Annotated in this window: 21 protein-coding genes; 6 read left to right on the forward strand and 15 right to left on the reverse strand. The window is 29.2% G+C overall.

The window, feature by feature from the left end; all coding sequences use genetic code 11:
• Positions 1-2 precede the first annotated feature (2 nt).
• From AC34EU_RS06405 to AC34EU_RS06425, 5 genes are read left to right on the forward strand one after another with little or no spacing between them, the layout of a single operon-like run.
• Positions 3-1,166, forward strand: coding sequence for a sigma-54-dependent transcriptional regulator (locus AC34EU_RS06405; RefSeq protein WP_487534263.1), 1,164 nt, complete (start codon positions 3-5; stop codon positions 1,164-1,166).
• A gap of 9 nt (positions 1,167-1,175) precedes the next feature.
• Entirely contained in the window at positions 1,176-2,552 is a 1,377-nt protein-coding gene (locus AC34EU_RS06410) for a M20/M25/M40 family metallo-hydrolase (protein ID WP_487534264.1), read from the forward strand.
• Between the two features lie 25 nt (positions 2,553-2,577).
• Complete coding sequence (locus AC34EU_RS06415; protein WP_487534265.1) at positions 2,578-3,963, forward strand: MATE family efflux transporter; 1,386 nt, start codon at positions 2,578-2,580, stop codon at positions 3,961-3,963.
• Positions 3,950-4,192: a hypothetical protein gene (locus AC34EU_RS06420; RefSeq protein ID WP_489696112.1), complete on the forward strand. Its 243-nt coding sequence runs from the start codon at positions 3,950-3,952 to the stop codon at positions 4,190-4,192. Before AC34EU_RS06415 ends, AC34EU_RS06420 begins: the two co-directional genes overlap by 14 nt.
• The gene (locus AC34EU_RS06425; protein ID WP_487534267.1) at positions 4,192-4,767 is read left to right on the forward strand and encodes a phosphatase PAP2 family protein; all 576 of its coding nucleotides are present in this window, start codon (positions 4,192-4,194) and stop codon (positions 4,765-4,767) included. Before AC34EU_RS06420 ends, AC34EU_RS06425 begins: the two co-directional genes overlap by 1 nt.
• 7 nt (positions 4,768-4,774) lie before the next feature.
• Here the strand turns inward: AC34EU_RS06425 and msrA are convergent, their stop codons facing one another.
• From msrA to lnt, 6 genes are all read right to left on the reverse strand, one after another.
• Positions 4,775-5,434: a peptide-methionine (S)-S-oxide reductase MsrA gene (msrA, locus tag AC34EU_RS06430; RefSeq protein WP_487534268.1), complete on the reverse strand. Its 660-nt coding sequence runs from the start codon at positions 5,432-5,434 to the stop codon at positions 4,775-4,777.
• 5 nt (positions 5,435-5,439) lie between these two features.
• Positions 5,440-6,573 (reverse strand): glycosyltransferase, encoded by a 1,134-nt coding sequence (locus tag AC34EU_RS06435; protein WP_487534269.1) that lies wholly within the window; start codon positions 6,571-6,573, stop codon positions 5,440-5,442.
• Complete coding sequence (locus AC34EU_RS06440; protein WP_487534270.1) at positions 6,560-7,819, reverse strand: sterol desaturase family protein; 1,260 nt, start codon at positions 7,817-7,819, stop codon at positions 6,560-6,562. Before AC34EU_RS06440 ends, AC34EU_RS06435 begins: the two co-directional genes overlap by 14 nt.
• A gap of 33 nt (positions 7,820-7,852) precedes the next feature.
• Positions 7,853-11,212 (reverse strand): preprotein translocase subunit SecA, encoded by a 3,360-nt coding sequence (gene secA, locus AC34EU_RS06445; protein ID WP_487534271.1) that lies wholly within the window; start codon positions 11,210-11,212, stop codon positions 7,853-7,855.
• Positions 11,213-11,290: 78 nt separating this feature from the next.
• Entirely contained in the window at positions 11,291-11,512 is a 222-nt protein-coding gene (locus tag AC34EU_RS06450) for a DUF2795 domain-containing protein (protein ID WP_487534272.1), read from the reverse strand.
• 561 nt (positions 11,513-12,073) lie between these two features.
• Positions 12,074-13,678 carry an apolipoprotein N-acyltransferase gene (gene lnt / locus AC34EU_RS06455; RefSeq protein ID WP_487534273.1) on the reverse strand — a complete coding sequence of 535 codons (1,605 nt, stop codon included), beginning with the start codon at positions 13,676-13,678 and terminating at the stop codon, positions 12,074-12,076.
• 73 nt (positions 13,679-13,751) lie between these two features.
• Here lnt and AC34EU_RS06460 point away from each other — a divergent pair, with 73 nt between their 5' ends.
• A complete protein-coding gene (locus AC34EU_RS06460; RefSeq protein WP_487534274.1) occupies positions 13,752-14,510 on the forward strand; it encodes a CDP-alcohol phosphatidyltransferase family protein in 759 nt (252 codons plus the stop codon).
• A gap of 23 nt (positions 14,511-14,533) precedes the next feature.
• Here AC34EU_RS06460 and AC34EU_RS06465 read toward each other — a convergent pair whose 3' ends face one another.
• The 9 genes from AC34EU_RS06465 to AC34EU_RS06505 all read right to left on the reverse strand — a co-directional run.
• The gene (locus AC34EU_RS06465; RefSeq protein ID WP_487534275.1) at positions 14,534-14,896 is read right to left on the reverse strand and encodes a cupin domain-containing protein; all 363 of its coding nucleotides are present in this window, start codon (positions 14,894-14,896) and stop codon (positions 14,534-14,536) included.
• Positions 14,880-15,938, reverse strand: coding sequence for an AMP-binding protein (locus AC34EU_RS06470; RefSeq protein WP_487534276.1), 1,059 nt, complete (start codon positions 15,936-15,938; stop codon positions 14,880-14,882). Before AC34EU_RS06470 ends, AC34EU_RS06465 begins: the two co-directional genes overlap by 17 nt.
• 3 nt (positions 15,939-15,941) lie before the next feature.
• Entirely contained in the window at positions 15,942-16,994 is a 1,053-nt protein-coding gene (locus tag AC34EU_RS06475) for an o-succinylbenzoate synthase (protein ID WP_487534277.1), read from the reverse strand.
• A gap of 3 nt (positions 16,995-16,997) precedes the next feature.
• A complete protein-coding gene (menA, locus tag AC34EU_RS06480; protein WP_489666934.1) occupies positions 16,998-17,921 on the reverse strand; it encodes a 1,4-dihydroxy-2-naphthoate octaprenyltransferase in 924 nt (307 codons plus the stop codon).
• 14 nt (positions 17,922-17,935) lie between these two features.
• A complete protein-coding gene (menB, locus tag AC34EU_RS06485) occupies positions 17,936-18,757 on the reverse strand; it encodes a 1,4-dihydroxy-2-naphthoyl-CoA synthase (RefSeq protein WP_487534279.1) in 822 nt (273 codons plus the stop codon).
• A 46-nt stretch (positions 18,758-18,803) separates the two neighbouring features.
• Entirely contained in the window at positions 18,804-20,564 is a 1,761-nt protein-coding gene (gene menD, locus AC34EU_RS06490; protein WP_487534280.1) for a 2-succinyl-5-enolpyruvyl-6-hydroxy-3-cyclohexene-1-carboxylic-acid synthase, read from the reverse strand.
• Between the two features lie 36 nt (positions 20,565-20,600).
• Positions 20,601-21,644, reverse strand: coding sequence for an isochorismate synthase (locus tag AC34EU_RS06495; RefSeq protein WP_489696113.1), 1,044 nt, complete (start codon positions 21,642-21,644; stop codon positions 20,601-20,603).
• A 12-nt stretch (positions 21,645-21,656) separates the two neighbouring features.
• Positions 21,657-22,373 carry a bifunctional demethylmenaquinone methyltransferase/2-methoxy-6-polyprenyl-1,4-benzoquinol methylase UbiE gene (ubiE, locus tag AC34EU_RS06500; RefSeq protein WP_487534282.1) on the reverse strand — a complete coding sequence of 239 codons (717 nt, stop codon included), beginning with the start codon at positions 22,371-22,373 and terminating at the stop codon, positions 21,657-21,659.
• Between the two features lie 386 nt (positions 22,374-22,759).
• Positions 22,760-22,995: hypothetical protein (locus tag AC34EU_RS06505; protein WP_489696114.1), on the reverse strand; the 236-nt coding region annotated here is incomplete at its 5' end.

Raw genomic sequence — 22,995 nt, forward strand, 5'->3', positions numbered from 1 at the left:
TCATGATAAAAATTTTAATTATTGAAGATGAAGAGCCTATTAGAAGGGTGTTGCTTCGTATTCTTACGGAAGAAGATTCTTCATATGAAGTTCATGAGGCTTTCGATGGTAAAGACGGTCTTAAAAAAATTAACAATAACAATTATGACCTTATTTTGTGTGACATAAAGATGCCTGGAATGGATGGTATTGAAGTTCTTGAAAGCATCAAAGTTTCAAATAAAACTTTGCCATTTATTATGTTAACTGGCCACGGTAATGTTTCAACTGCTGTTGAAGCCATGAAGCTTGGCGCTTATGATTTTATTTCTAAACCACCAGATTTAAATAGATTATTGAATTCTGTGAGACATGCTCTGGAGAATAAAAACTTGGTAAGTGAAAATATTATTTTAAAAAAGCAGGTTGCTAGAAAATATCATATTATTGGTGAGTCCAAAGCAATTAAAGCTATTCATGACCTAATAGACAAAGTTGCACCAACAGAAGCTAGAGTTCTCATTACTGGAGAAAATGGGACTGGAAAAGAATTGGTTGCTCATAACTTGCATCAAAAAAGTCAAAGATCAAAATCTCCCTTTGTCGAAGTCAATTGTGCTGCAATCCCATCAGAACTTATTGAGAGTGAGCTTTTCGGTCATATTAAGGGAGCTTTTACATCTGCTATTAAAGACAGGTCAGGTAAGTTTGAATCCGCTAATAATGGAACTTTATTTTTGGATGAAATTGCCGATATGAGTCTTGCCGCACAGGCAAAAGTTTTAAGGGCACTCGAAGAAAATAAAGTTCAAAGAGTTGGAGGAAATAAAGATATTTCTGTTAATGTTAGAGTTATTGCAGCAACCAATAAAGACTTAAATTTAGAAATTAAAAATGGTAATTTCAGAGAAGATCTCTTTCATAGATTAGCTGTTATATTAATCGAGGTTCCAACTCTAAAGAGTCGTAAAGATGATATAGGCTTATTGGTTGAGCATTTTGTTAATACTCTTTCAAAAGATCAAGGTCTTGAAATTAAAAGATTTGATTCAAATGCTGTTGAATTATTAAAAAATTATCCATGGTCTGGAAACATTAGGGAGCTGAGAAATGTTATAGAAAGACTTATGATATTAGGCAATAATCCAATAACTTCAGAAAATATAAATCAATTTGCTCCAAAATAAATTTTAAGTATGTTTCGTTTCTTTTATTTCTTATTGTCAATTTCCTTATTTTCTTATTCACAGGATAGTCAAAATATCGAATCTCAAATAAAGTCTTTTTATGACCACTCTTTAACTAGTGGTAAAAGTTATGAGTGGCTAGAGCATTTATCTAATCAAATTGGAGGACGATTATCAGGCTCTCTTAATGCAGAGAGAGCAGTTCAATGGAGTAAAGAAGAATTAGAGAGTCTTGGGTTAGATAAAGTATGGCTTCAGCCAGTCATGGTTCCTAAATGGGTAAGAGGGAATTTTGAATATGCTAGTATAGAAAGCTCAACAGGTAATTCAATCAATGTCTCTATCTGTGCACTTGGTGGATCTGTTGCTACTCCCAATAGAGGTATTCGAGCTGAGGTAATAGAGGTTAAATCTTTTGTTGAATTAAAAAAGTTAGGTGTAGATAAAATAGCTGGAAAAATAGTTTTTTTTAATCGTCCAATGGACCCTACTAAAATAAACACATTTTCATCTTATTCAGGAGCAGTAAATCAAAGAACAGAAGGGGCAGAGGAAGCAATAAAACTTGGCGCTAAAGCTGTTCTTGTTAGATCTATGAACTTAAGTAATGATGATTTTCCTCACACAGGATCAATGTATTACGGATCAGTAAAGTTAAAAGATAGAATTCCTGCTGCAGCTATAAGTACAAATGGGGCAAATCTTTTAAGTTCAATGCTAAAGCTAGACCCCAAGCTTAAATTTTTTATTAAACAAAATTGTCAAAATTACCCAGATGTTTTATCTTATAATGTAATAGGAGAGATAAAGGGAAGTGAATTTCCAAACAAAATTATTTTAGTTGGAGGTCATCTTGATTCTTGGGATTTAGGTGATGGGTCTCACGATGATGGAGCTGGTGTTGTTCAGTCTATGGAAGTTTTAAATCAATTCAAATCATTAGGAGTAAAACCAAGGCACACATTGAGAGTTGTTCTATTTATGAACGAGGAAAATGGTCTACGTGGAGGTAGTAAATATGCTAATATTGCAAATAAAAAAAGAGAAGATCATCTTTTTGCATTAGAATCAGATGCAGGTGGATTTACACCAAGGGGTTTTTCTTTTGATTCTTCAGATTCTGAATTTGATAAAATAAAATCATGGAAAAAATACTTCAAACCGTATCTTATAAATGAATTTACTCAAGGTGGAGGAGGAGCTGATATTGGACCTCTTAAATCAACAGGAACTATTTTGTCAGGGTTAAGACCAGATTCTCAAAGATATTTTGATTATCATCATTCTTCACAAGATACTTTTGACGCTATAAATAAAAGAGAACTTGAAATAGGTGCTGCCTCAATGAGCAGTTTAATATATTTAGTTGATATTTTCGGTTTTTAAGGTGTAGATTAGCCAAAAAAATTTCATGGGCTTTCTTACCGCCTACACTAAGGAGTTTGATTATAATTTAAAACTTGCAATACCCGTAATTACAGCTCTTCTTGGACATACTTTTGTTCAATTAGTTGATAACATTATGGTTGGTCAACTAGGAACTGCATCGTTGGCAGCCATATCATTGGGGAATAGTTTCTTTTGGGTGGCCATGTCAATAGGGATTGGGTTTTCAACAGCAATCACACCGCTAATTGCTGAAACTGATGGACAAGGAAATACTGAAAAAGGAAGGAAAGTCCTTATTCACGGATTACTTTCCTGTACTTTTTTAGGTATAATTTTATCTATATCTGTTTTGTTAGCTCAGCCACTTTTATATGAAATGGGTCAACCTGAACAAGTAGTTGATTTTGCCTATAAATATTTATTTTGGGTTGGAATTTCTTTAGTTCCATTATTAATTTTTCAAGCATTTAAACAATTTTCAGATGGCCTTTCATACACTAAGCCTTCAATGTATGCCAGTTTATTGGCAAATATTTTTAATGTAATATTAAACTACATGTTAATTTTTGGGAATTGGGGAGCTCCAGCTATGGGTATTGAAGGCGCTGCTATAGGTACACTTATTTCCAGAGTATTAGCCTTATTTTTTATGATTTCATACTTATTTATAGATAAAAAATTCTCTCCCTACGTAAGAAATATAACTAGAAGAGGTTTAGATAAATTACTTTTTATTAAAATATTTAAACTTGGGTTTCCCAGTGCTGCAATTATGTTTTTTGAAGTTACTTTTTTTACATGTGCAGTTTGGTTATCTGGACTTTTAGGGAAAAATCCTCAAGCTGCTAATCAAATTGCACTAAACCTATCAACTGTTACTTTTATGTTTGCAATGGGCTTTGGTGTAGCTGCTATGATAAGAGTGGGTAACCAAAAAGGAAAAAAAAATTATATGGAACTTCGTCGAGTTGCTCTTTCAATGTTTTTATTAATTTTTTTATTTGACATTATTTTTTGTGCATTATTTTTGGTTTTTAATGATCAATTACCCTGGCTTTATTTAGATCTTGAAAGCTCTTCTAATGTATCAGATATATATCAAGTAGTTAGTTTATCAGCTAGTTTATTAATAATTTCTGGCTTTTTTCAAATATCAGATGGGTTACAGGCTGTTGTTCTTGGAGCTTTAAGAGGGTTGCAAGATGTTAATATCCCTGCTTTAATTGCTTTCTTTTCATATGGTTTAATTGGATTGCCCATTTCATATATTTTAGGGATTAAACTTGAATATAATGTTATGGGTATTTGGATAGGTTTACTTTCAGGGTTGACCACCTCATCTATTCTTTTATTTTTACGATTTCAATACCTTACCAAAAAATTAATAAATAAAAATGTCAAAAGTTAACGAAGAATTATTTCCGAAATATTTAATTGCTGATAATTCAAAACACCCTAATAGTCTTTATATAGTTCATACTGAGTATCCTCGTTTTATTTTAAATGTTTCAAACGATGATATATGCTGGCTTGAAGAATTTAATAAGGAGGATGAAATTGAGGTTTCAGACAACTCAGAAGCTTGGATTGATAACGCTTTAAGGTTTTACGATTCTGAAATTAAAAGCTTTGAATAATGATAGAAAACCTATTAGAATTAGATAGATCATTATTTCTTTTTTTAAATGGGTTGGGTGACCCAGTATTTGATATATTTTGGCTCGTCATAACAAATAAAATTTTAAACGCAATAATTTATTTTATTTTGGCTTTATTTTTTTTTAATAAAACAAATTTAAAACACTTCTCTTTTCTTTTATTATCAGTTTCTGTATTAATTTTATTCACAGATCAATTCACTAACTTAATTAAATACACGGTTTCAAGACCTAGGCCTTGTCATGAGGAAGATTTTCAAGGACTAATTAGATTAGTTAAGGAAAGTTGTGGTGGAGCTTATGGGTATTTTTCAGGACATGCTTCAAACTCTTTTGCTTTAGCTTTTTTCTTTTCAAGATTATTATTTAAAATAAAATGGCTACCTGTTTCATTAATTTTATTTGCTTTTTTAGTCTCATATAGTAGAATATACATAGGAGTTCATTATCCATTAGATGTTTTATCAGGAGTAATAGTTGGATCTTTTTCAGGGTATATAGGTTACTCTTTATGGAATAAATTTATATATAATGATTCGTTAGAGAATAAATAAGTACTCTTTAGTGATTGTATTTTAATAATCGAGAAAATTTAGCTTTAAATTTCTTTAACCTTGGAATGGATACATTTCTAACATATGAATTGTTAGGATTGAGCTTTTCATAATCTTGATGATAGTCTTCAGCGTAAAAAAATTTTTCTAATTTTTTAACTTCTGTAACAATAGAATTCTTGAAAATTTTATTTTGCTGAAGTTTTTGAATTTGTTTTTCAATGATTATTTTTTCCTTACTATTTTTATAAAAGGCAATAGACCTATATTGAGTACCTCTATCTGGCCCTTGCCTGTTTAGTGTTGTTGGATCATGAGAGCCGAAAAAAACATCAACGAGCGTCTCGTATGAGACAATAGAAGGGTCATAAATCACTTCTACAGCCTCTGCGTGGCCAGTTCTTCCAGTTCCTATTTTATTATAAGTTGGATTAGGAGTGTTTCCTCCAGAATATCCTGAATAAACTTCTTCAACGCCTTTAATACTCTCAAAAATTGCCTCAACACACCAAAAACAGCCAGATGCAAAATAAGCTCTTTTATTATTTTGATATTGTGTTAAATTTTTTGATTGAGATTCATCCATATAATTTTTAATTTTTTTTTCTTTTCCAAAACATGATTGAAATGAAAGGAAAATTGAAAGTAAAATGATTTTGTTTTTCATGTAAATTAATTGATTTTTTCTATGAAGTTAATTATGTGTTTTGAATATTCTTCCCAGGAATATTTTTTAAGGGATCTTTTAATGTTTCTAATGTAAATGATGTTTCTATCCAATTTCAACATTTCCATCAGCTTTATTGAAATATCCTCTGGTTCATGGGAACAAACCAAACCGGTGTTATCATTTACAATCGGAGTTTTTAGTCCTAATAAGTTTGTAACTAGAATTGGAGTTTCAAAATGATATGCAAGTGAAATTACACCACTTTGTGTTGCTGACTTATATGTTAAAGCAACCACATCTGCTGATGAAAAATAAAGTTGAGTTGATTTGGTATCTGAAAATTTTGGAATTAGATATATTTTATCTTCTAACTTCAGTTTTTTTATAATTGCTTGGTACTTGTTTATCGACTCATAAAACTCTCCGGTTATTGCTAGCTTAACATTAGACAAGTTCAATGGAGGTTTTGCAAAAGCTTTTAAAAGATCATCTAGTCCTTTGTAGGGCCTGATTAAGCCATAAAAAAGAACGACTGGGGAGTTGTTATCCCAGCCTAGTTTTTTTCTTGCTTTTGATTTAGATATTATTTTTGGTAGGTTATTACTAATGGGATGAAAACCTGAAAAGATATTTGAATTTATTTGTTTTTTTAACTCTAGCGCAACATTATCAGATAAAGTAATGAAACTGTCTATTTTTTTTGAAAATAATTTATTTAAAATTTCATCATAAAACTTGGACTCATGATGAATCCAATTATCAACTAATGCAACCTTTTTAATTCTGTCATTTAAATTATTAATTATTCCAGAGTAACAAAAAGCTAAAAGTGGATTGTAGTATCTGAAAACAACAACCTTGGGGTTAATTGTGTTAATTTTTTTTGCTGTTTTAATCCAATTAAAAGGATTATAACTGTGTAAATCAATTTTAATTTCCAGTAAATCGGGTTTGGCTTCTGAAGTATACTGACTTTCTCCTGGAAATAAGAAATTAGGGTATAATTTTTTAAAAGTGAATAATTGTACAGTTTTACCTAATCTAATCAAGCTTAAAGCTAATTCATTCTGTGTTTGAGCTATTCCTCCTCTGAATGGGTGTGCAGGTCCTATTAATAAATAATCAACCGTCTGCATATATAAGTTTTTTAGGAAGAGAAATAAAAAACACGCTTATTAATGTTATAATTAAATATGTTAAAATAAAATAGAGAAATATTTGAGAAAAGTCAACATATAGATTCCATTGAAATGGAAGAGTAAAATATATTAGAGCTGAAGTGCATCTTAAGATTTCAAATAATTTTGACCATCTATGGCCATCCATTACAGTAGTAAATCCAAAAATATTCAACATGATTACAACTCCAATTTCTATTCGATTTACAGGGTTTAAATCAGAAAAAAAAGTTAAAAAATAATATAGGGTAATATTTATACCAATAAATTGAAAGATTGCCCATAATTTATTTTCAAATCCCTCTTTTGTTACATATTTTTTTTGTGAATACACATCTTTTATGATGTCTATAGGATATTTTTCTTTTACATCTTCAGGCCTCCATCCAGTTGGCTTAAACCAAATATAAAATTTAGCTTTCCAATCCTTTGTATAAAATGCATCTTTTGAAAGTCTCCATAAATGTTGAAAATTAATCCAAAAAGGATTCCATGTTTGTACTGGTTTTAATACTCCATAAACAGGCTCTACTTCATCTAATTCTTCTTGAAAAGTTCCAAATATCCGATCCCAGACACAAAATATTGATGAAAGGTTTTTATCTATATACTCTGGATTGATTGCATGATGAACCCTATGTTGTGATGGAGTTACAATAATGTACTCCAAAACACCTAACTTACCTATATGTCTTGTATGATACCAAAATTGACCAAATAGATGAAGTGGAGTCAAAATAGATATTATTTTATAGGGTATACCTACTATAGCTGCAGGAATTAGAAATACAGCTGTAAATCCAATTAAGTTTGAAATACTTTGCCTTAATGCACAAGCTAAATTAAATTCTTCACTACTATGGTGAATAACATGTATATTCCAAAATATATTAACTTTATGTTTTAAACGATGTATCCAATATTGTGCAAAGTCAATACAAATAAAAGCAACAATCCATAACCAAAAAGTATTGGGTAGGCTAATCATTGATATTTTTTCAAATAAAAATGGATAAGATATCAATATAAAAATCAATCCAAGAGAATTTTTTATTGTTTGAGTTATTCCAGAAGTCATACTAGTTAAGGTATCATTGAAACTATATGTTTGAAAGCCTTTAAAATGTCCATAAGCTATTTCTAAAAGCACTAATAGGCTAAAACTAGGAATTGCAACTAAAAGAGCGTTGATATATGCTTCCATTTTTATTTATTTTATTTACAAAAGTAAAATATTCTAATTATCTATTATAATCCATTCTCCTTTATTAACTAAAGGTTCAGCTTGTTTATATTTTAATGTTTTAGAGCTTCCATTAACTAAATGTTTAATAGTAACCCTTTCATTCCTTCCAATTTTAGGCTTTTGTCTAACTATCGTTTCTATTTGTTGCTTTTGTCCACTAGCGTTAGCTCCAACAGATCTGTTTTGAGCCGCTCTCTGGTCAGTGTTTAAGACTTCGTCTTTTTTGGTTGCATAGCTTTGCTTAACTGGAGTGTTTTTCGCCTCTTGTATTGAGTCATTTTGAGAAGGTAAACTACCTTTTATGAGAAATGACAAAGTATCTCTGTTTAATAAGTTTATCATCTCTTTAAATAATTCAAAAGATTCAAATTTGTAAATCAATAGCGGATCTTTTTGTTCATGAACTGCTAGTTGTACTGATTGTTTTAGTTCATCCATTTTTCTAAGATGTGTCTTCCATACATCATCTATAAATGCCAGAGAAATATTACGTTCAAAATCATCAACTAATTTTTTACCACTCGAATCATATGCTTTTTTTAAATCAGTTACAACATTTATTGATTTAACACCATCTGAAAATGGGACAACAATTCTTTCAAATTTATTTCCAGGGCGCTCATATACGTTTTTGATTACTTTATAGGCTAATTTTGCATTTGAATTGGTTTTATCATCATAATACTTTAATAAAAACTGATATAATTCATTAATTAAAATCTCTTCACTAGAATTTTCAAATTGTTCCAAATCAGTTGAAGCAGTAATAGAAAAATTACTTATAACCTCAAATTCAAAGTTTTTATAATCATTTGAGGTTTTATTTCTAATAATGATATCTTCACAAGTGTCATAAAGCATATTAGCTATGTCTAGCTTTAACCTATCTCCACTTAATGCATTTTTTCTTCGTTTATATATCACTTCCCTCTGAGAATTCATTACATCATCATATTCAAGTAACCTTTTTCTTATGCCAAAATTATTTTCTTCAACTTTTTTTTGTGCTCTCTCAATAGATTTTGTCATCATCGAATGCTGAATAACTTCACCATCTTCAAGACCCATTCTATCCATAACTTTAGCAACTCTTTCAGATCCAAACAACCTCATGAGGTTATCTTCAAGTGAAACAAAAAACTGAGAGCTTCCAGGATCTCCTTGTCTTCCTGATCGACCTCTTAATTGTCTATCAACTCTTCTTGAATCATGTCTTTCTGTTCCAATTATTGCCAAACCTCCAGATTCCTTTACGATTTCAGAGAGTTTAATATCAGTTCCTCTTCCAGCCATATTTGTTGCAATAGTTACTATTCCTGGATTTCCTGCCTCAGCAACGATATCAGCTTCTTTCTTATGTAACTTCGCATTTAGGACGTTGTGTTTTATTTTTCTTATTGTTAAAGTTTTACTCAGCAATTCAGAAATTTCTACTGACGTTGTTCCTATAAGTACAGGTCTTCCATTGTTTGCTAGTTTTGTTACTTCTTCAATTACAGCATTATACTTTTCTCGTTTTGTTTTGTAGATCAAATCATTATCATCATTTCTGACTATTGGACGATTTGTTGGTATTTCAATGACATCTAATTTATAGATTTCCCAAAATTCTCCAGCTTCAGTAACAGCAGTACCAGTCATTCCAGATAATTTCTGATACATTCTAAAATAATTTTGAAGCGTGACTGTTGCAAAAGTTTGAGTTGCAGCTTCAATTTTTACATTCTCTTTAGCTTCAATAGACTGGTGAAGTCCATCTGAATACCTTCTTCCGTCCATTATTCTTCCTGTTTGCTCGTCAACTATCATAACCTTGTTATCCATTACTACATATTCTATATCTTTTTCGAATAATGTATATGCTTTTAATAATTGATTCATTGAATGAATTCTTTCACTTTTTATATTGAAATCTTTAAAAAGCATTTCTTTTTCTTTTGCTTCATCTTCAGGCTTTATCCCCTTAGATTCAATATTTGCTATCTCTGAACCAATATCTGGTAGAACAAAAAGATTTGGGTCATTACTTTTACTTGAAAGTAATTCTGTACCTTTTTCTGTAAGATCAATTTGATTGTTTTTTTCATCAATTACAAAAAATAAATCTTCATCAATTAAATGCATGTTGCGATTATTGTCTTGCATATAAAAATTTTCATTTTTCTGCAGTAACTGCTTAATTCCTTCTTCACTCAAAAATTTAATAAGAGCTTTGTTTTTAGGAAGCCCTCTGAAAACCCTATATAATAATTTCCCTCCTTCTTCCCTATCTCCTTCTTTTATTTTATTTTTTGCTTCATCGAGAAGATCATTTAAAAGATTTTTTTGTTTTAATACTAGGTCTGAAACTTGAGGTTTTAGTTGATTGAACTCATGTCGATCTCCTTCTGGAGTTGGACCAGAAATAATTAGAGGAGTTCTAGCGTCATCAACTAATACAGAATCAACTTCATCTACAATTGAAAAATGATGTTTTCGCTGAACTAAATCCTGCGGTGTATGAGCCATATTATCCCTCAAATAATCAAATCCAAATTCATTATTTGTTCCATAAGTTATATCTGCCAAATATGCCTGACGTCTTTCAGGACTGTTAGGTTTATGGTAGTCTATACAGTCAATTGTAAGTCCATGAAACTGAAAAATTGGAGCCATCCAAGCACTATCTCTTTTTGCTAAATAATCATTTACTGTAACCAAGTGAACTCCTTTTCCAGTTAAAGCATTAAGAAACATAGGAAGCGTAGCTACAAGGGTTTTTCCTTCTCCAGTCTGCATTTCAGCAATTTTTCCCTGGTGAAGGGCTATGCCTCCAATGAGTTGAACATCATAATGAACCATGTCCCAAGTGATAGGTTTTCCTGCAGCATCCCAATGATTTTTCCAAATGGCTTTATCATCTTTTAGTTCAACATAGTCGTGTTTTGAAGATAAAATAAGATCAAAATTTTTGGCTGAAACTTCAAGTGAAGAGTTTAGTTTAAATCTTCTTGCTGTTTCCTTTATAATTGCAAAAGCTTCTGGAAGAATAATATTAAGAATATTTTGAATGTCTTCATATGCCTTTTCCTCTAAAGAATCAATTTTTAAATACAATTGTTCTTTCGTTTCATAACTTTTAGTAGTTTCAATATCAATTTCTATATCATGAATTTCTTTGTCAATTTGAGACCTGCCGTCTTTAATTTTCCTTTTTAAGCTAGAAGTTTTACTTCTTAGCTCGTCATTACTAATATTCTCAAATTCTTTTTGAATTTGATTTATTTCCAGGACTAAAGGTTGAATAATTGATACATCTTTTTGAGCTTTATCACCCAAAAATGTTTTTAAAATACGATTTAAAAAACTCATTAAAATTTAATTTTTAACACTCAAATATACACAAAAAAAAAGCCTCAAACGAGACTTTTTTGTGATTTGAAATGAATATTAATACTCATCTTCATTCCAAAGATAATCGTCCTCTGTTGGGAAATCCGGCCATATTTCTTGTATAGACTCGTATATGTCACCTTCATCTTCCACAGACTGGAGATTTTCAACAACTTCAAGAGGTGCTCCTGTACGAATAGAAAAGTCTATTAATTCGTCTTTTGTCGCTGGCCACGGGGCATCACTTAAATAAGATGCAAGTTCTAAAGTCCAATACATTGATAATATTTTTTTGCAAAAATAGAATCTTTATTAAACTGAACAACTTTTTAATGATCTTTTTACAAAATATTTAATTTAAAATCTCTTTTTAATGCTTTCACTAGAAAACTCTTATTTTATAATTTTGTGATTGATTTCCTTGCTTTTTTACGATAATAGCCCAGAAATAAAAATCAATTACTATATACATCTTTATGTTTTCTATAGTTTTAATTATAGGTTTTAAACAATGACTATTATCAATGAATAAAACAAATTGAGAATATTTTATATTTAATTTATTTATTAATTCAATAAGATTATCCTTTGACTGTACTTTCAAAAAAAATTGATCTGATAGATTATTCTTATTGTAATTCAATAAATATTTTTTCAAACCCTCAATAAAAAATATTGAATTACTCTGTAGGTGTTTTTTTATACAAAAAAAATTTCTTTCTTTTTTCCACTTTTTATTGAAAAAACAAAACGTAATTAAATCATAAACAAAAGGTGAATGAACACCGTGATTGGAGGTTGATTTATAACAAAACTTTATATAATTAAAGAAATTGATCATTACTTAGATTTATACCTACCACTTATGGCCATTAAAAAATATAGAATTAATGTTAAAATGCATATTCTGGCTATAAAATCTCCATATTTAGTATAAAATGTTATTTTTTTAACTATTGGTATTTCTCCTAAAATAGCTCCTTTAGATCCATATTTAAGAGTTTTAACATATTCACCTTTTTCATTTACTAACGCAGAGATCCCAGTATTTGCGCTTCTTGCAATTGCTCTCCTATTCTCTATCGCTCTTAACCTAGTTATACTTAATAATTGTTCATGACCAGGAGTTTCCCCCCACCAGGCATCATTGGATATGACTGCAAAAAAATCAGCGCCTAAACGAACATATTCAGTGCTGAAATCTCCATAAATTGACTCATAACAAATTACCGGAGCAGCTTTTATTTCTTTATATGGATGTTGAAAAATTGATCTATTGTTTTGAACAACTCTATTTGACACTGTTCCTCCCAAGTCAATCATAAATTTTCCAAAGATTGGCATTATTAAATCACTATAAGGAAGATTTTCAACTCCCACAACCAACTTTGATTTATGATAGAACTCAGTTGCTTCATTAATTGACACTGAAATTGCGGAGTTATAAAAATCAGCCCATAGATTTTGTTTAATTTTATTTGAAGTTTTGGTGCGTTTTAAATTAGAGTAAGTGTTATAAAATTGAATTCCAGATATAAGTTGTGTTTTTTCAAATCCAATTAATTTCTTTTTGATTTCAATATTTAATTGACTTTGCTCAAAGTTATTAAGCCTTTCTCCAAAACCATTAGCAAAATAAGTTTCTGGTGAAATTATGTAGTCGATTTCTTGGTCTTTGTAATCTTTAATTTGTTCAATAAGCATTTCAAGAAACTGAATATTTGAATAAAGGTATTTTTCCTCGTAAGGATCTATATTTGGTTGTATTGACAGTACTTTAATTTTTTCTTGGGATTCATCAATGTTAATATAAATTATTAATGAAATTAAAATAGGTATTACAATTGAAAAAATCCACTTTATAGATTTTTTTAAGACATCAGTAAATTTATAATCAACTTGTATTTTTTTAAACACTTCGAAAAGACCGATGTTTATAATTAAAATCCATAATGATCCACCAAAAACACCTGTAAATTCATACCATTGAATCCAATATATCTGTTCTGAAAATCCATTACCTAGTGTCAGCCAAGGCCATGAAATATCCCAGCTTAGGTGTAGTTTTTCAAAAGAGATCCAAATACTTATAAAAAAAACATATGCTCCTCTAATAGGAAGTCTTTTTTTACTCCAGTGAAATGATAAAAAAAGGATACTAAAAAACAGTGAATTAAAAATATTTGCTATTAGCATTCCTGAAAATGAAGCATTAATAAGCCACCATGTTGAGACTAGATTCCATAGTAAAAAGGTTAAATAGCTAAACGCCCATATTTTTAAAGCTTTATTTCTATCAGAACTTAAATTGATCTTTTTTTCTATAAAAAACAAAGGAATAAATATGAAAAACAATAAAACTGGATGCCCCCATACAGGCCAGCCAACTAAAAAAAGTAGTGCTGAAATAAGAGAAAGAGACCAGGGACTTTTTATTTTAATCATATAAAAGTGAAAGTTAATTTTTTTTATACTTTTTAGCTCTAATTACCATAAATATTTGTTTTTTTACTGTTAAATGCAAAAAGTTATAAAGCAAATCCCTAATTTAATTACAAGTGCCAACCTCTTATGCGGTTGTTTGGCATGTGTTTTTGCTGGTCTAAATCAATTTGAAGCTGCTTTTTGGACTGTTTTGTTGGGAATAACTTTTGATTTATTTGATGGAATGATTGCTAGGGTATTAAATGTGACCAGTGATTTAGGCTTACAGCTTGACTCTCTTGCTGATGTTATCACAAGTGGTTTCACTCCTGGAATTGTAGTTTACCAGCTGTTTATAAGAAGTGGAGTTCTTGTTACTGATTTTAAATTAAATTTCTTTTCTGAAGCTATTGTTTTTTCAATTGCTCCCTTAGCATTGATAGCTTTTCTTCTCCCAGTTGGTGCAGCATTTAGATTAGCAAAATTCAATTTACTTAAAACCAAATCCCTAGACTTTTTTGGATTACCAACTCCAGCAAATGCATTATTTTTCTGTAGTCTTCCATTAATGATTGCTCATCCATCATTTTCTTTTATTGCCTCTTTTTTTAAATCAGCTTATTTTTTAATTTTCTTGATTCTATTATCTGTTTTTATGATGAATAGTAGTTGGAGATTGTTTTCTTTAAAAACAAACTTTAAATTAGGAATTAAGGCTTTTATTTTTCCATTAATTCTTTTTTTAATTTCAGTATTAATTATTTATTTATATCAAGGCGCTGGTTTTCCTTTAATTATACTGATTTATTTGATTCTTTCAGCTACTAGAAATTGGGTTCTATTCCAAGCATGATTTTTTAAGTTTTCAGATTAAAGTTATATCCATTGATTGTTTAGTGCAGTAAGACTTCCTCCAGCATCTCCAGTGTTAACTATGTTTTTAGGTTCAATTAGCATTATTTTACATTCTTTATCTGAATATGGTTTATGTATTTCATTTTTAGGAACGACTATCATTTCTCCGCTATTTATTTCTATTATCTTGTCATTAAATTCAATTTTTAAAACTCCTTCTAAAACAATAAACACTTCATCTGTGTTATCGTGTTTATGGGGGATGAAATCTCCCTTAATCTTAACAAGTTTAAATTGATAATCGTTCATTTCAGCAATTACCCTAGGCGACCAATAATCTGAAAACAGATTTAGCTTATTTTTTAAATTAATTACTTTTTTCATTTTTCATTTTTATAATTTCATTTTGAATATATTTTCTTTCAATTTTTCCATTAAGATATTTGAAAGATTTTAAACAAAAGACTTCTTTAGGCTTTTCATATAGCCCCAATTCATTAAAACATAAGGTGTGATTTGAAGGTATTTTATTTTCAAAAACTAAAACTATTTGTTCACCAAGTTTTTCATGAGGAATCCCACATATTATAAATTTACTTGAATAAAATGGATTTAACTTTTTTTCAATTATTTCTGGATTAGTTTTAATTCCACCAGAATTAATAACATAATCTTTTCTTCCAATCCAAACAAATCTTGTCTCAGAGATCAATTCGACTATATCATTTGTTATAATAGGTCTTTTTGAAATATATGAAGCGTTAATTACTAAAACCCCATTTCTTGAACTGAATTCTACTCCCGGCAATGAACTAAATTCTTTTTCACCTTTACTTAAATTTTTGAGTGCAACATGACTCAATGTTTCAGTCATTCCATAAGTTTCATAAACCCCCTTGGTTTTATAAGTAATTTTTTCTTTTAAACTTTCATTTACAGGGCTTCCTCCAACAATTAAGCATTTAATTTTATTAATATTTTTAATTGAATTATTTAATTGATGAACAGTCATTGCCGCAAAATCAAAATTTTGATTTAATTTTTCTAGAGGTTTGTCACAAGGTTTTTTTATAACTAAATCAAGCCCTATTGTCAAGGCTCTAACTACCATCATTTTCCCTGCAATAAAACTAATAGGCAAGCATAATAAAGCCTTGTCTCCTTGCTTGAGATTAAAAAACTTTTTTGTTTTTTTTGCTGAAGAAATCATTTTACTTTTTTTTATAGAGTAAGTTTTAGGATTACCTGTAGATCCAGATGTTTGAACTTTAATTGTCCTCTTATTACTTAGCAAGTCGATAATAAAACTATAAACTTCATTGTTTTTAGAAGACTTGTTTTTGCAAAAACTTATGAGTTCGTTTTTAGTATAATGCTTACCATTTAACTTAAATCTGGAATTAATATTAAACTCTTTTTTAAACATTATTTAATTTATATACTTGTCAAACAATTTGGTTTCCCATTGAAGCTTGGGATTATATTTTAAATAACCATTTTCTATATAGTGAGGAGAGCTAATATTATTGGAATAGAGCATCCCTGTCCCTAAACCTTGTCTTAATGACGTGTTTTTATTGAAAAGCCATTGTGAAATGGAATTTAAACCAATATTACTTTCTAGAGCACTAGTTGACCACCATTTTATTCCTTGAGAATTTGCTAACTCAATCCATATGTCTGATTTTTTTAAACCTCCAATTAAACTGGGTTTTAAGATTATATATGAAGGCTTAACTTCTGAAAGTAATTGTTTTTTTTCCTTTATGTCATTTATTCCAATTAGCTCTTCGTCAAGAGCAATATCAATAGGAGATTTTTTACAAATTACAGCCATTTTGTCCCACTGTTTTACTTCAATGGGTTGTTCAATTGAGTGAATTTTAAAATTTGATAGTTCATCAAGTTTATTTAGAGCTATTTTAAAATCAAAAGATCCATTTGCATCAAGTCTGATTTCTATATCTCTATCTGAGTACTCTGATCTGATCGACTTTAAAAGATCTAATTCTAGAGAAAAATCTAAAGCCCCAATTTTAATTTTTATACAAGTAAAACCATTTTCAATTTTTTCTTTAATTTGGTTTTTCATAAAGGATTTTTCCCCCATCCAGATCAATCCGTTTATAGGTATAAATTCTTTTCCAGACATGAAATTAGATTTAAAGAGGTTAAAGGGAGTTGAATTATTATATGATAAATATGCTGTTTCAAGTCCAAATAATATTGAAGGATATTCTTGTATTTTTTTTGATAATTCATTAAATCCAAGATGGATATTTTCACAAACCTCTTTTAACTTGGATTCAAATGAAAAAATAGGATCTGGACTTAAACCATTTATTAAACTACATTCACCTATTCCATAATTTTCTCCATCCCTAATTAATATAAACCAACTTATTTTATTCTTTAAAACGCCTCTAGAAGTACCTCCAGGGATTTTAAATTTTAACACATGCTTAAAATAGAAGGCTTTCATATTTTAAATTAAATAAGCAAAGTTTATAGATAAACTAATTGAGTAAAAAACTGTTGCAAGAACTAAAGGTTTTAAAAAAAAATCAAATTCCTTTGGATCTTTAATTTTATAGACTCTATAAAGATCATAAACTAACCAAATTATATTAACAAAAGTTAATAGGGTTAATATTAAAGAACAACTTTTTTCTTTAATTAAGAATGAAACCATTAAAATTATAGAAATTGAAATTAACAAAAAATGATAAAACTTGGAGTTGTCTAAACCCATTCTTGCCGACATAGTTTTTTTACCCACCAATTTATCATTTTGAATATCTCTCATGTTATTTAGATTTAATACTCCTACAGATAAAAGACCAATGGTTAATGCAGGATATAAAAGTGATAGATTTAATTTTGAGGTGAAAAGAAAATTGGAGCCCAAAACACTAATTAAACCAAAAAAAATAAAAACAAATAAGTCTCCAAAACCTATATAACCATATGGGTTATTTCCAACTGTATATTTTATAGCAGCAATTATTGCTAATAGTCCTAAAATTAAAAATAAGAGTAAATAAAAAGGACTGTTTTTAAAAGAAGTAAACACTAGCGAAATAGTTAATAAAAAGGAAATAATAGAGGTTGCAATTATTATTATTTTCATTTCTTTTGAAGTAATTAAACCTGACTGAACTGTTCTTTTAGGACCAACTCTGTTTATATCAGTTCCTTTAACTCCATCTCCATAGTCATTTGCAAAATTTGATAAAACCTGATATGAAATAGTAGTTGCTATTGCAAGAAAGAAAATAGATGAATTAAAATTATTGTCAGTAAATGAAGCAAAAGAACCAACAAAAATACCTGAGACAGAAAGTGGTAAAGTTCTTAATCTAGCCGCAGAGAACCACAATTTAAATTTTGAACTGTTTTTATTAATCAACTATGTGTTATTTTTTATGGAAATTTAGGAAATTTTTTAAAGTCAGGTTTTCGTTTTTCAATAAAAGCATTTTTTCCTTCCTGAGCTTCTTCTGTCAAGTAATATAACAAAGTAGCGTCACCTGCAAGTTGCATTAATCCGTGTTGACCATCTAACTCTGCATTTAAACTTCTTTTTATCATTCTTAGCGCAAGTGGACTTCTTTCCTGCATAATTGAACACCAGTTGAGAACAGTTTCTTCTAGTTTATCTAAAGGGACTACTTTGTTTACCATCCCCATATCCAAAGCATCATTTGCTGAATATTGTTGACAGAGAAACCAAATCTCTCTAGCCTTTTTTTGCCCAACATGTCTTGCTAAATAGGAAGATCCAAATCCACCATCAAAACTACCAACTTTAGGTCCGGTTTGACCAAAAATAGCATTTTCACTAGCGATTGTGAGGTCACAAACTACGTGTAAAACATGACCACCTCCTATTGCATAGCCATTAACCATAGCGATTACGGGTTTGGGTATTTCTCTAATTTTTTTATGTAAATCCAAAACGTTTAGCCTCGGAACACCATCCTCTCCAATATATCCTCCAGATCCTTTTACATTTTGGTCTCCACCACTACAAAAAGCCTTATCTCCTTCTCCAGTTAAAACAACAACATCTATGTCGTTTCTTTCATGGCAAATATCAAACGCTTCTAACATTTGAATATTAGTTTCAGGCCTAAAAGCATTATATACTTCAGGTCTATTTATGGTAATTTTAGCAATACCAGTATAAATCTCAAACTTAATATCAGAGTATTTTTTAATATTTTCCCACATTATTTTTGTCATAATTTATTTGCAATAAAGATAATGTTTTATGTTTTTAAATTAATGTTTAAGATTCGGACAAATATTTAAAATAGCTTTTAAGAATTTTTGAACTAAGTTTTGATGAGGTTTTCACTTCTAGTATTTTAGGTTTATTCGATTTTTTAAAAAAGCTTTTTAAAGCTAATTTTAAACCTATTTTCGAACTTTTCTTTTGATAAATAAACCCATACATTTTTGCTAAATATTTAGCACTTAAATTATGTTGAGTTTCAATAAATTTTGAAAAAACAGAATTATCTTTAAAGCCAGGTAAAATTCTGAAAATTCCTCCACCTCCGTTATTTATAATTATAATTCTGAAATTTGAATTAATATAATTATTCCATAGACCATTAGTGTCATAGAGAAAACTTAAATCTCCTGTTATTAACAGGGTCGGAGTTTTACTGAAAACTGAATATCCAACTGCAGTTGAAGTACTTCCGTCTATTCCACTAGTGCCTCTGTTGCTATACATTGTGTAGTTATTCATTTCAAATAGTTGCAAGTATCTGATTGGTGAGCTATTAGCAACTTGAATATGGTATTCTGAGGATATTTTTGACGATAAAATAGAAAAAACTAATAAATCACTGAAAGGAATATTTCTAATATAATGTTTATGTAAACTTTTTCTATTGTTTGATAATTCTCTCCATATATTATTGTAGCCGGACCTAATATCATTAATCATTACCTCTTTGAAAAAGAAATTAGGATCTAATTTAATATGTTCAACACCTTTAAAAAAGGTATCTTTCGCGTCGCTAAACCCAACATGAAAATGTTTTATTGGAGAACAATTTCTAAGAAAATCTTTTATTTTTTTTGAAATAATCATTCCGCCTATTGTTATAATTATTTCTGGCTTAAGACTACTAAAAATCAAATCTCTGTTTTTGGAAATCTCAATTGGAGCAATTATTTGATCAATATTTCCAAAAAAAGATTTATCATGTAAATTAGAAGTTGATTCTGTTAAAACTACAACTTTTTCATATTTTGATAATTTACTGACAGTTTTTTTTAAAAGTGTCTCTGGGGCCAAAGAGCCAACCAGGACTAGTATTTTGAGAGATTTTTTAATTAAAATTTTAAATTCATTAATATCAGGCTCTTCATTTTTATACTTAATTATTTTTTTTGAGAGATTGATTGAAGGCCTTTTAGTAAATTCATAAAGAGGCTCTTCTAGAGGAATATTTATATGAACTGGTTTTTTAAATTGGATTGATTTTGAAAAAAAACTAAAAATTATTTCTTCATTAAAATTTTGAGTATCTGACTGAATTTTTTCAATTGACTTTATTTTCAATTCACTGTTCTTAATCAAGTTTTGTTTGTTACTAAGAAGAATTTTATCAGTTTCATGTACTACATCCTGAAGTAATGACTTTGAACATAAAACATTACTGCCAAAAACATTATTTTGATTTATTGTTTGGCCATCTCCAATGTTAATTTTGTAAGCTGGACGGTCTGCTGAAATTATGATTAAAGGAATTTCACTGTAAAAGGATTCTGAAACTGCGGGTGAGTAATTTAATAATGCTGATCCGGATGTGCATAAAACAATAGTTGGCTTATTTGTTTGTTGTGAAATACCTAAAGCAAAAAATCCTGCTGACCTTTCATCTACTATACTGAAACAACTAAACTTTTTATTAGACGCAAAGCTAACAGCTAGTGGAATATTTCTTGACCCAGGTGATATAACCACATTTGTAATTCCTAACTCAAGACATGTAAGTATAACAGTTTGTGCTGATGGGATTTTTGGATACATAATTTAAATAACAAATGTAAGAAATGAATTAATTTATTAATCAAAAAGAACATTTAACATTGTTGTTGACTTTTGTAAAATTTCTTCCCATTCATCTTTTGGTTCACTATCTTTTGTTATTCCACCTCCTACAAATATTCTAGCTATGTTGTTTTTAATATTTACTGACCTGAGGTTTACATACAGGTCACAGTTTTGGTCATCAATTAGACCTAAATATCCTGAGTAAAAAAATCTATTATGTTTTTCTTTAGAGTAAATACATGATAAGGCTTTTTTTCTGGGGATTCCTGCAGTTGCAGAAGTAGGGTGAAGTGCTTTAATTATTTCTCTAGGAGAGTTGTATGATTTTCCCGTAATAATAGTTTTTAAATGTTTGATATTCCCAGCTTTGGATGATCTTGTCTTTTCAAAATTTAAATCATCACAAAATGGTGCTAAGTTTTCTCTGATTTCTTCTTGTACAATCTTTTGTTCATTTAATTCTTTGTGCCCCCAATTAGAGTTGTCTAGTTTTTTAGTTCCAGCTAAAGCCATTGTGGAGAGACTTTGATTTTGCATTTTCAAAAGAGTTTCAGGTGTTGCTCCCATCCAGAAACCTTCATCAGGATGATAAAAAAGATAACAAAAATCAGTAGGATAGAGATTTAATAATTTTTTGAAATAATTAAAAATATTATAAGAATTTAAGCTAAAATCAAATGCTCTAGAATAAACTGTTTTAACTAAATCTGAATTAAAAATCTGTTTAATTACATCAGAGACGTCATTTAAATACTCATTTTTATAAACATCTAATTCTGTTATTATTTTTGATAAGATAGGGTTTTTATGTTTGTTTTTATTTATAAATTTTGTTGAAATTATATTATCTGAGGGGATTAAATAACCTTCAGAGTTTGTGTTGAATGGCATCATTATAAATCCAGATCCATGAGGTTTTTTTCCCCTCGATATATCTTTGTTGTTAGCTGAATGACATTCAACAATTGATTTATTGGGTAATCTAAATGAAGAAAAAGGAATGTTATTTTTATAATAGAAATTTAAATTATAAAAAAAATTAGCATTTGAAATCATAAATTAATATCTCTATTTATTAGCTAAATATATTGATGTAGCTCCTAACATTAAAGGTTTAATATCAATATTTTGAAAATCACATTTTTTTAATATTGAAATAAATTCTTTACCACTAGGAAATTTTTCTGCTGACTTTTGTAAATAATTATATGCAGATTTATCTTTAGAAAAAACTGACCCTATTAATGGAATGAATGACCTAGTGAATAATAAATAAAAATATTTAATAATATAATTTTGAGGAATTGATGTTTCAAGAATTATTATTACACCACCTTTTTTGAGGACTCTATTGCTTTCCTTTAATCCTTTTTCTAAATTTTGAAAGTTTCTCACACCAAAACCAATAGTTACTAAATCAAAACTTTCATCAGAATAATTAAGGCATTCTGCATCTCCAGACTCTAAAACAATTTGATTTGATAATTTTCTTAATTTAATTTTAGTTCTTCCTACCTCAAGCATTTTTCTAGAAATATCAACACCTGTTATTTTAGAATCATTGATCTTAGAAAGTTCTAATGCGATATCAGCAGTGCCTGTCGCTATATCTAAAATATGTTTTGGATTACTTGTTCTTGCAATTGAAACTATTTTTTTCCTCCATCTAATATCACTCCCAAATGTTAAGATTCTATTTAATAAATCATATTCAACGGAAATTGAGTCAAACATTTTTTCAATTTGAATTTTTTTGGAACTATTATTTGATTGATTAGGCTTCATGTTAACTTATTCAACAGTAATGGAATAATCTTGTGGAGTAAGATTTATGACCCCTAACTACTTTCCCACATCTAGATTCATTCTTTTTGTAAATATCAGGATTTTGTTTGTTACATTCTACTTAAAAATAATTTTGTTATATTGAATTATGATTTCCAAAAATAGACCCTCAAAAGTTTCAACAAACTTTTTAGACCAATTAGTAAAAATTTTGAGTTTTTCTCCTTCAAAAACTAGAAGAGAAACAACCAAACAAAAAAGAAATCAGAGAATATAGTTAGTTGAGAATCTCTATAATCGGTTGGGATACCTCCACGATATCCTCTCTATTGATTCTTTCTTCACTAATTTTACCCTTCTTATAGATGGAATGAACGTGATTGTTCTTAAAAGATACTTCCACGAGGTGTTTTTAACCCCTCCCCATTGAAGATTTGAGATATCTTTCTGTACCCAATAGGGGTAAGAAAATCCTCTTTATACCCACAAATTCGATTGAATAAATACTGTTGATATTCACTATAATTTGACTCCCAAAGTTTGGTGGTGGTAACTGATATTGTGAATGTTACGTGTGTAATTGAGGAGTAAGAATAACGAACACTTAATATTACTCCACGGT

The organism is Candidatus Marivariicella framensis (assembly GCF_982709265.1).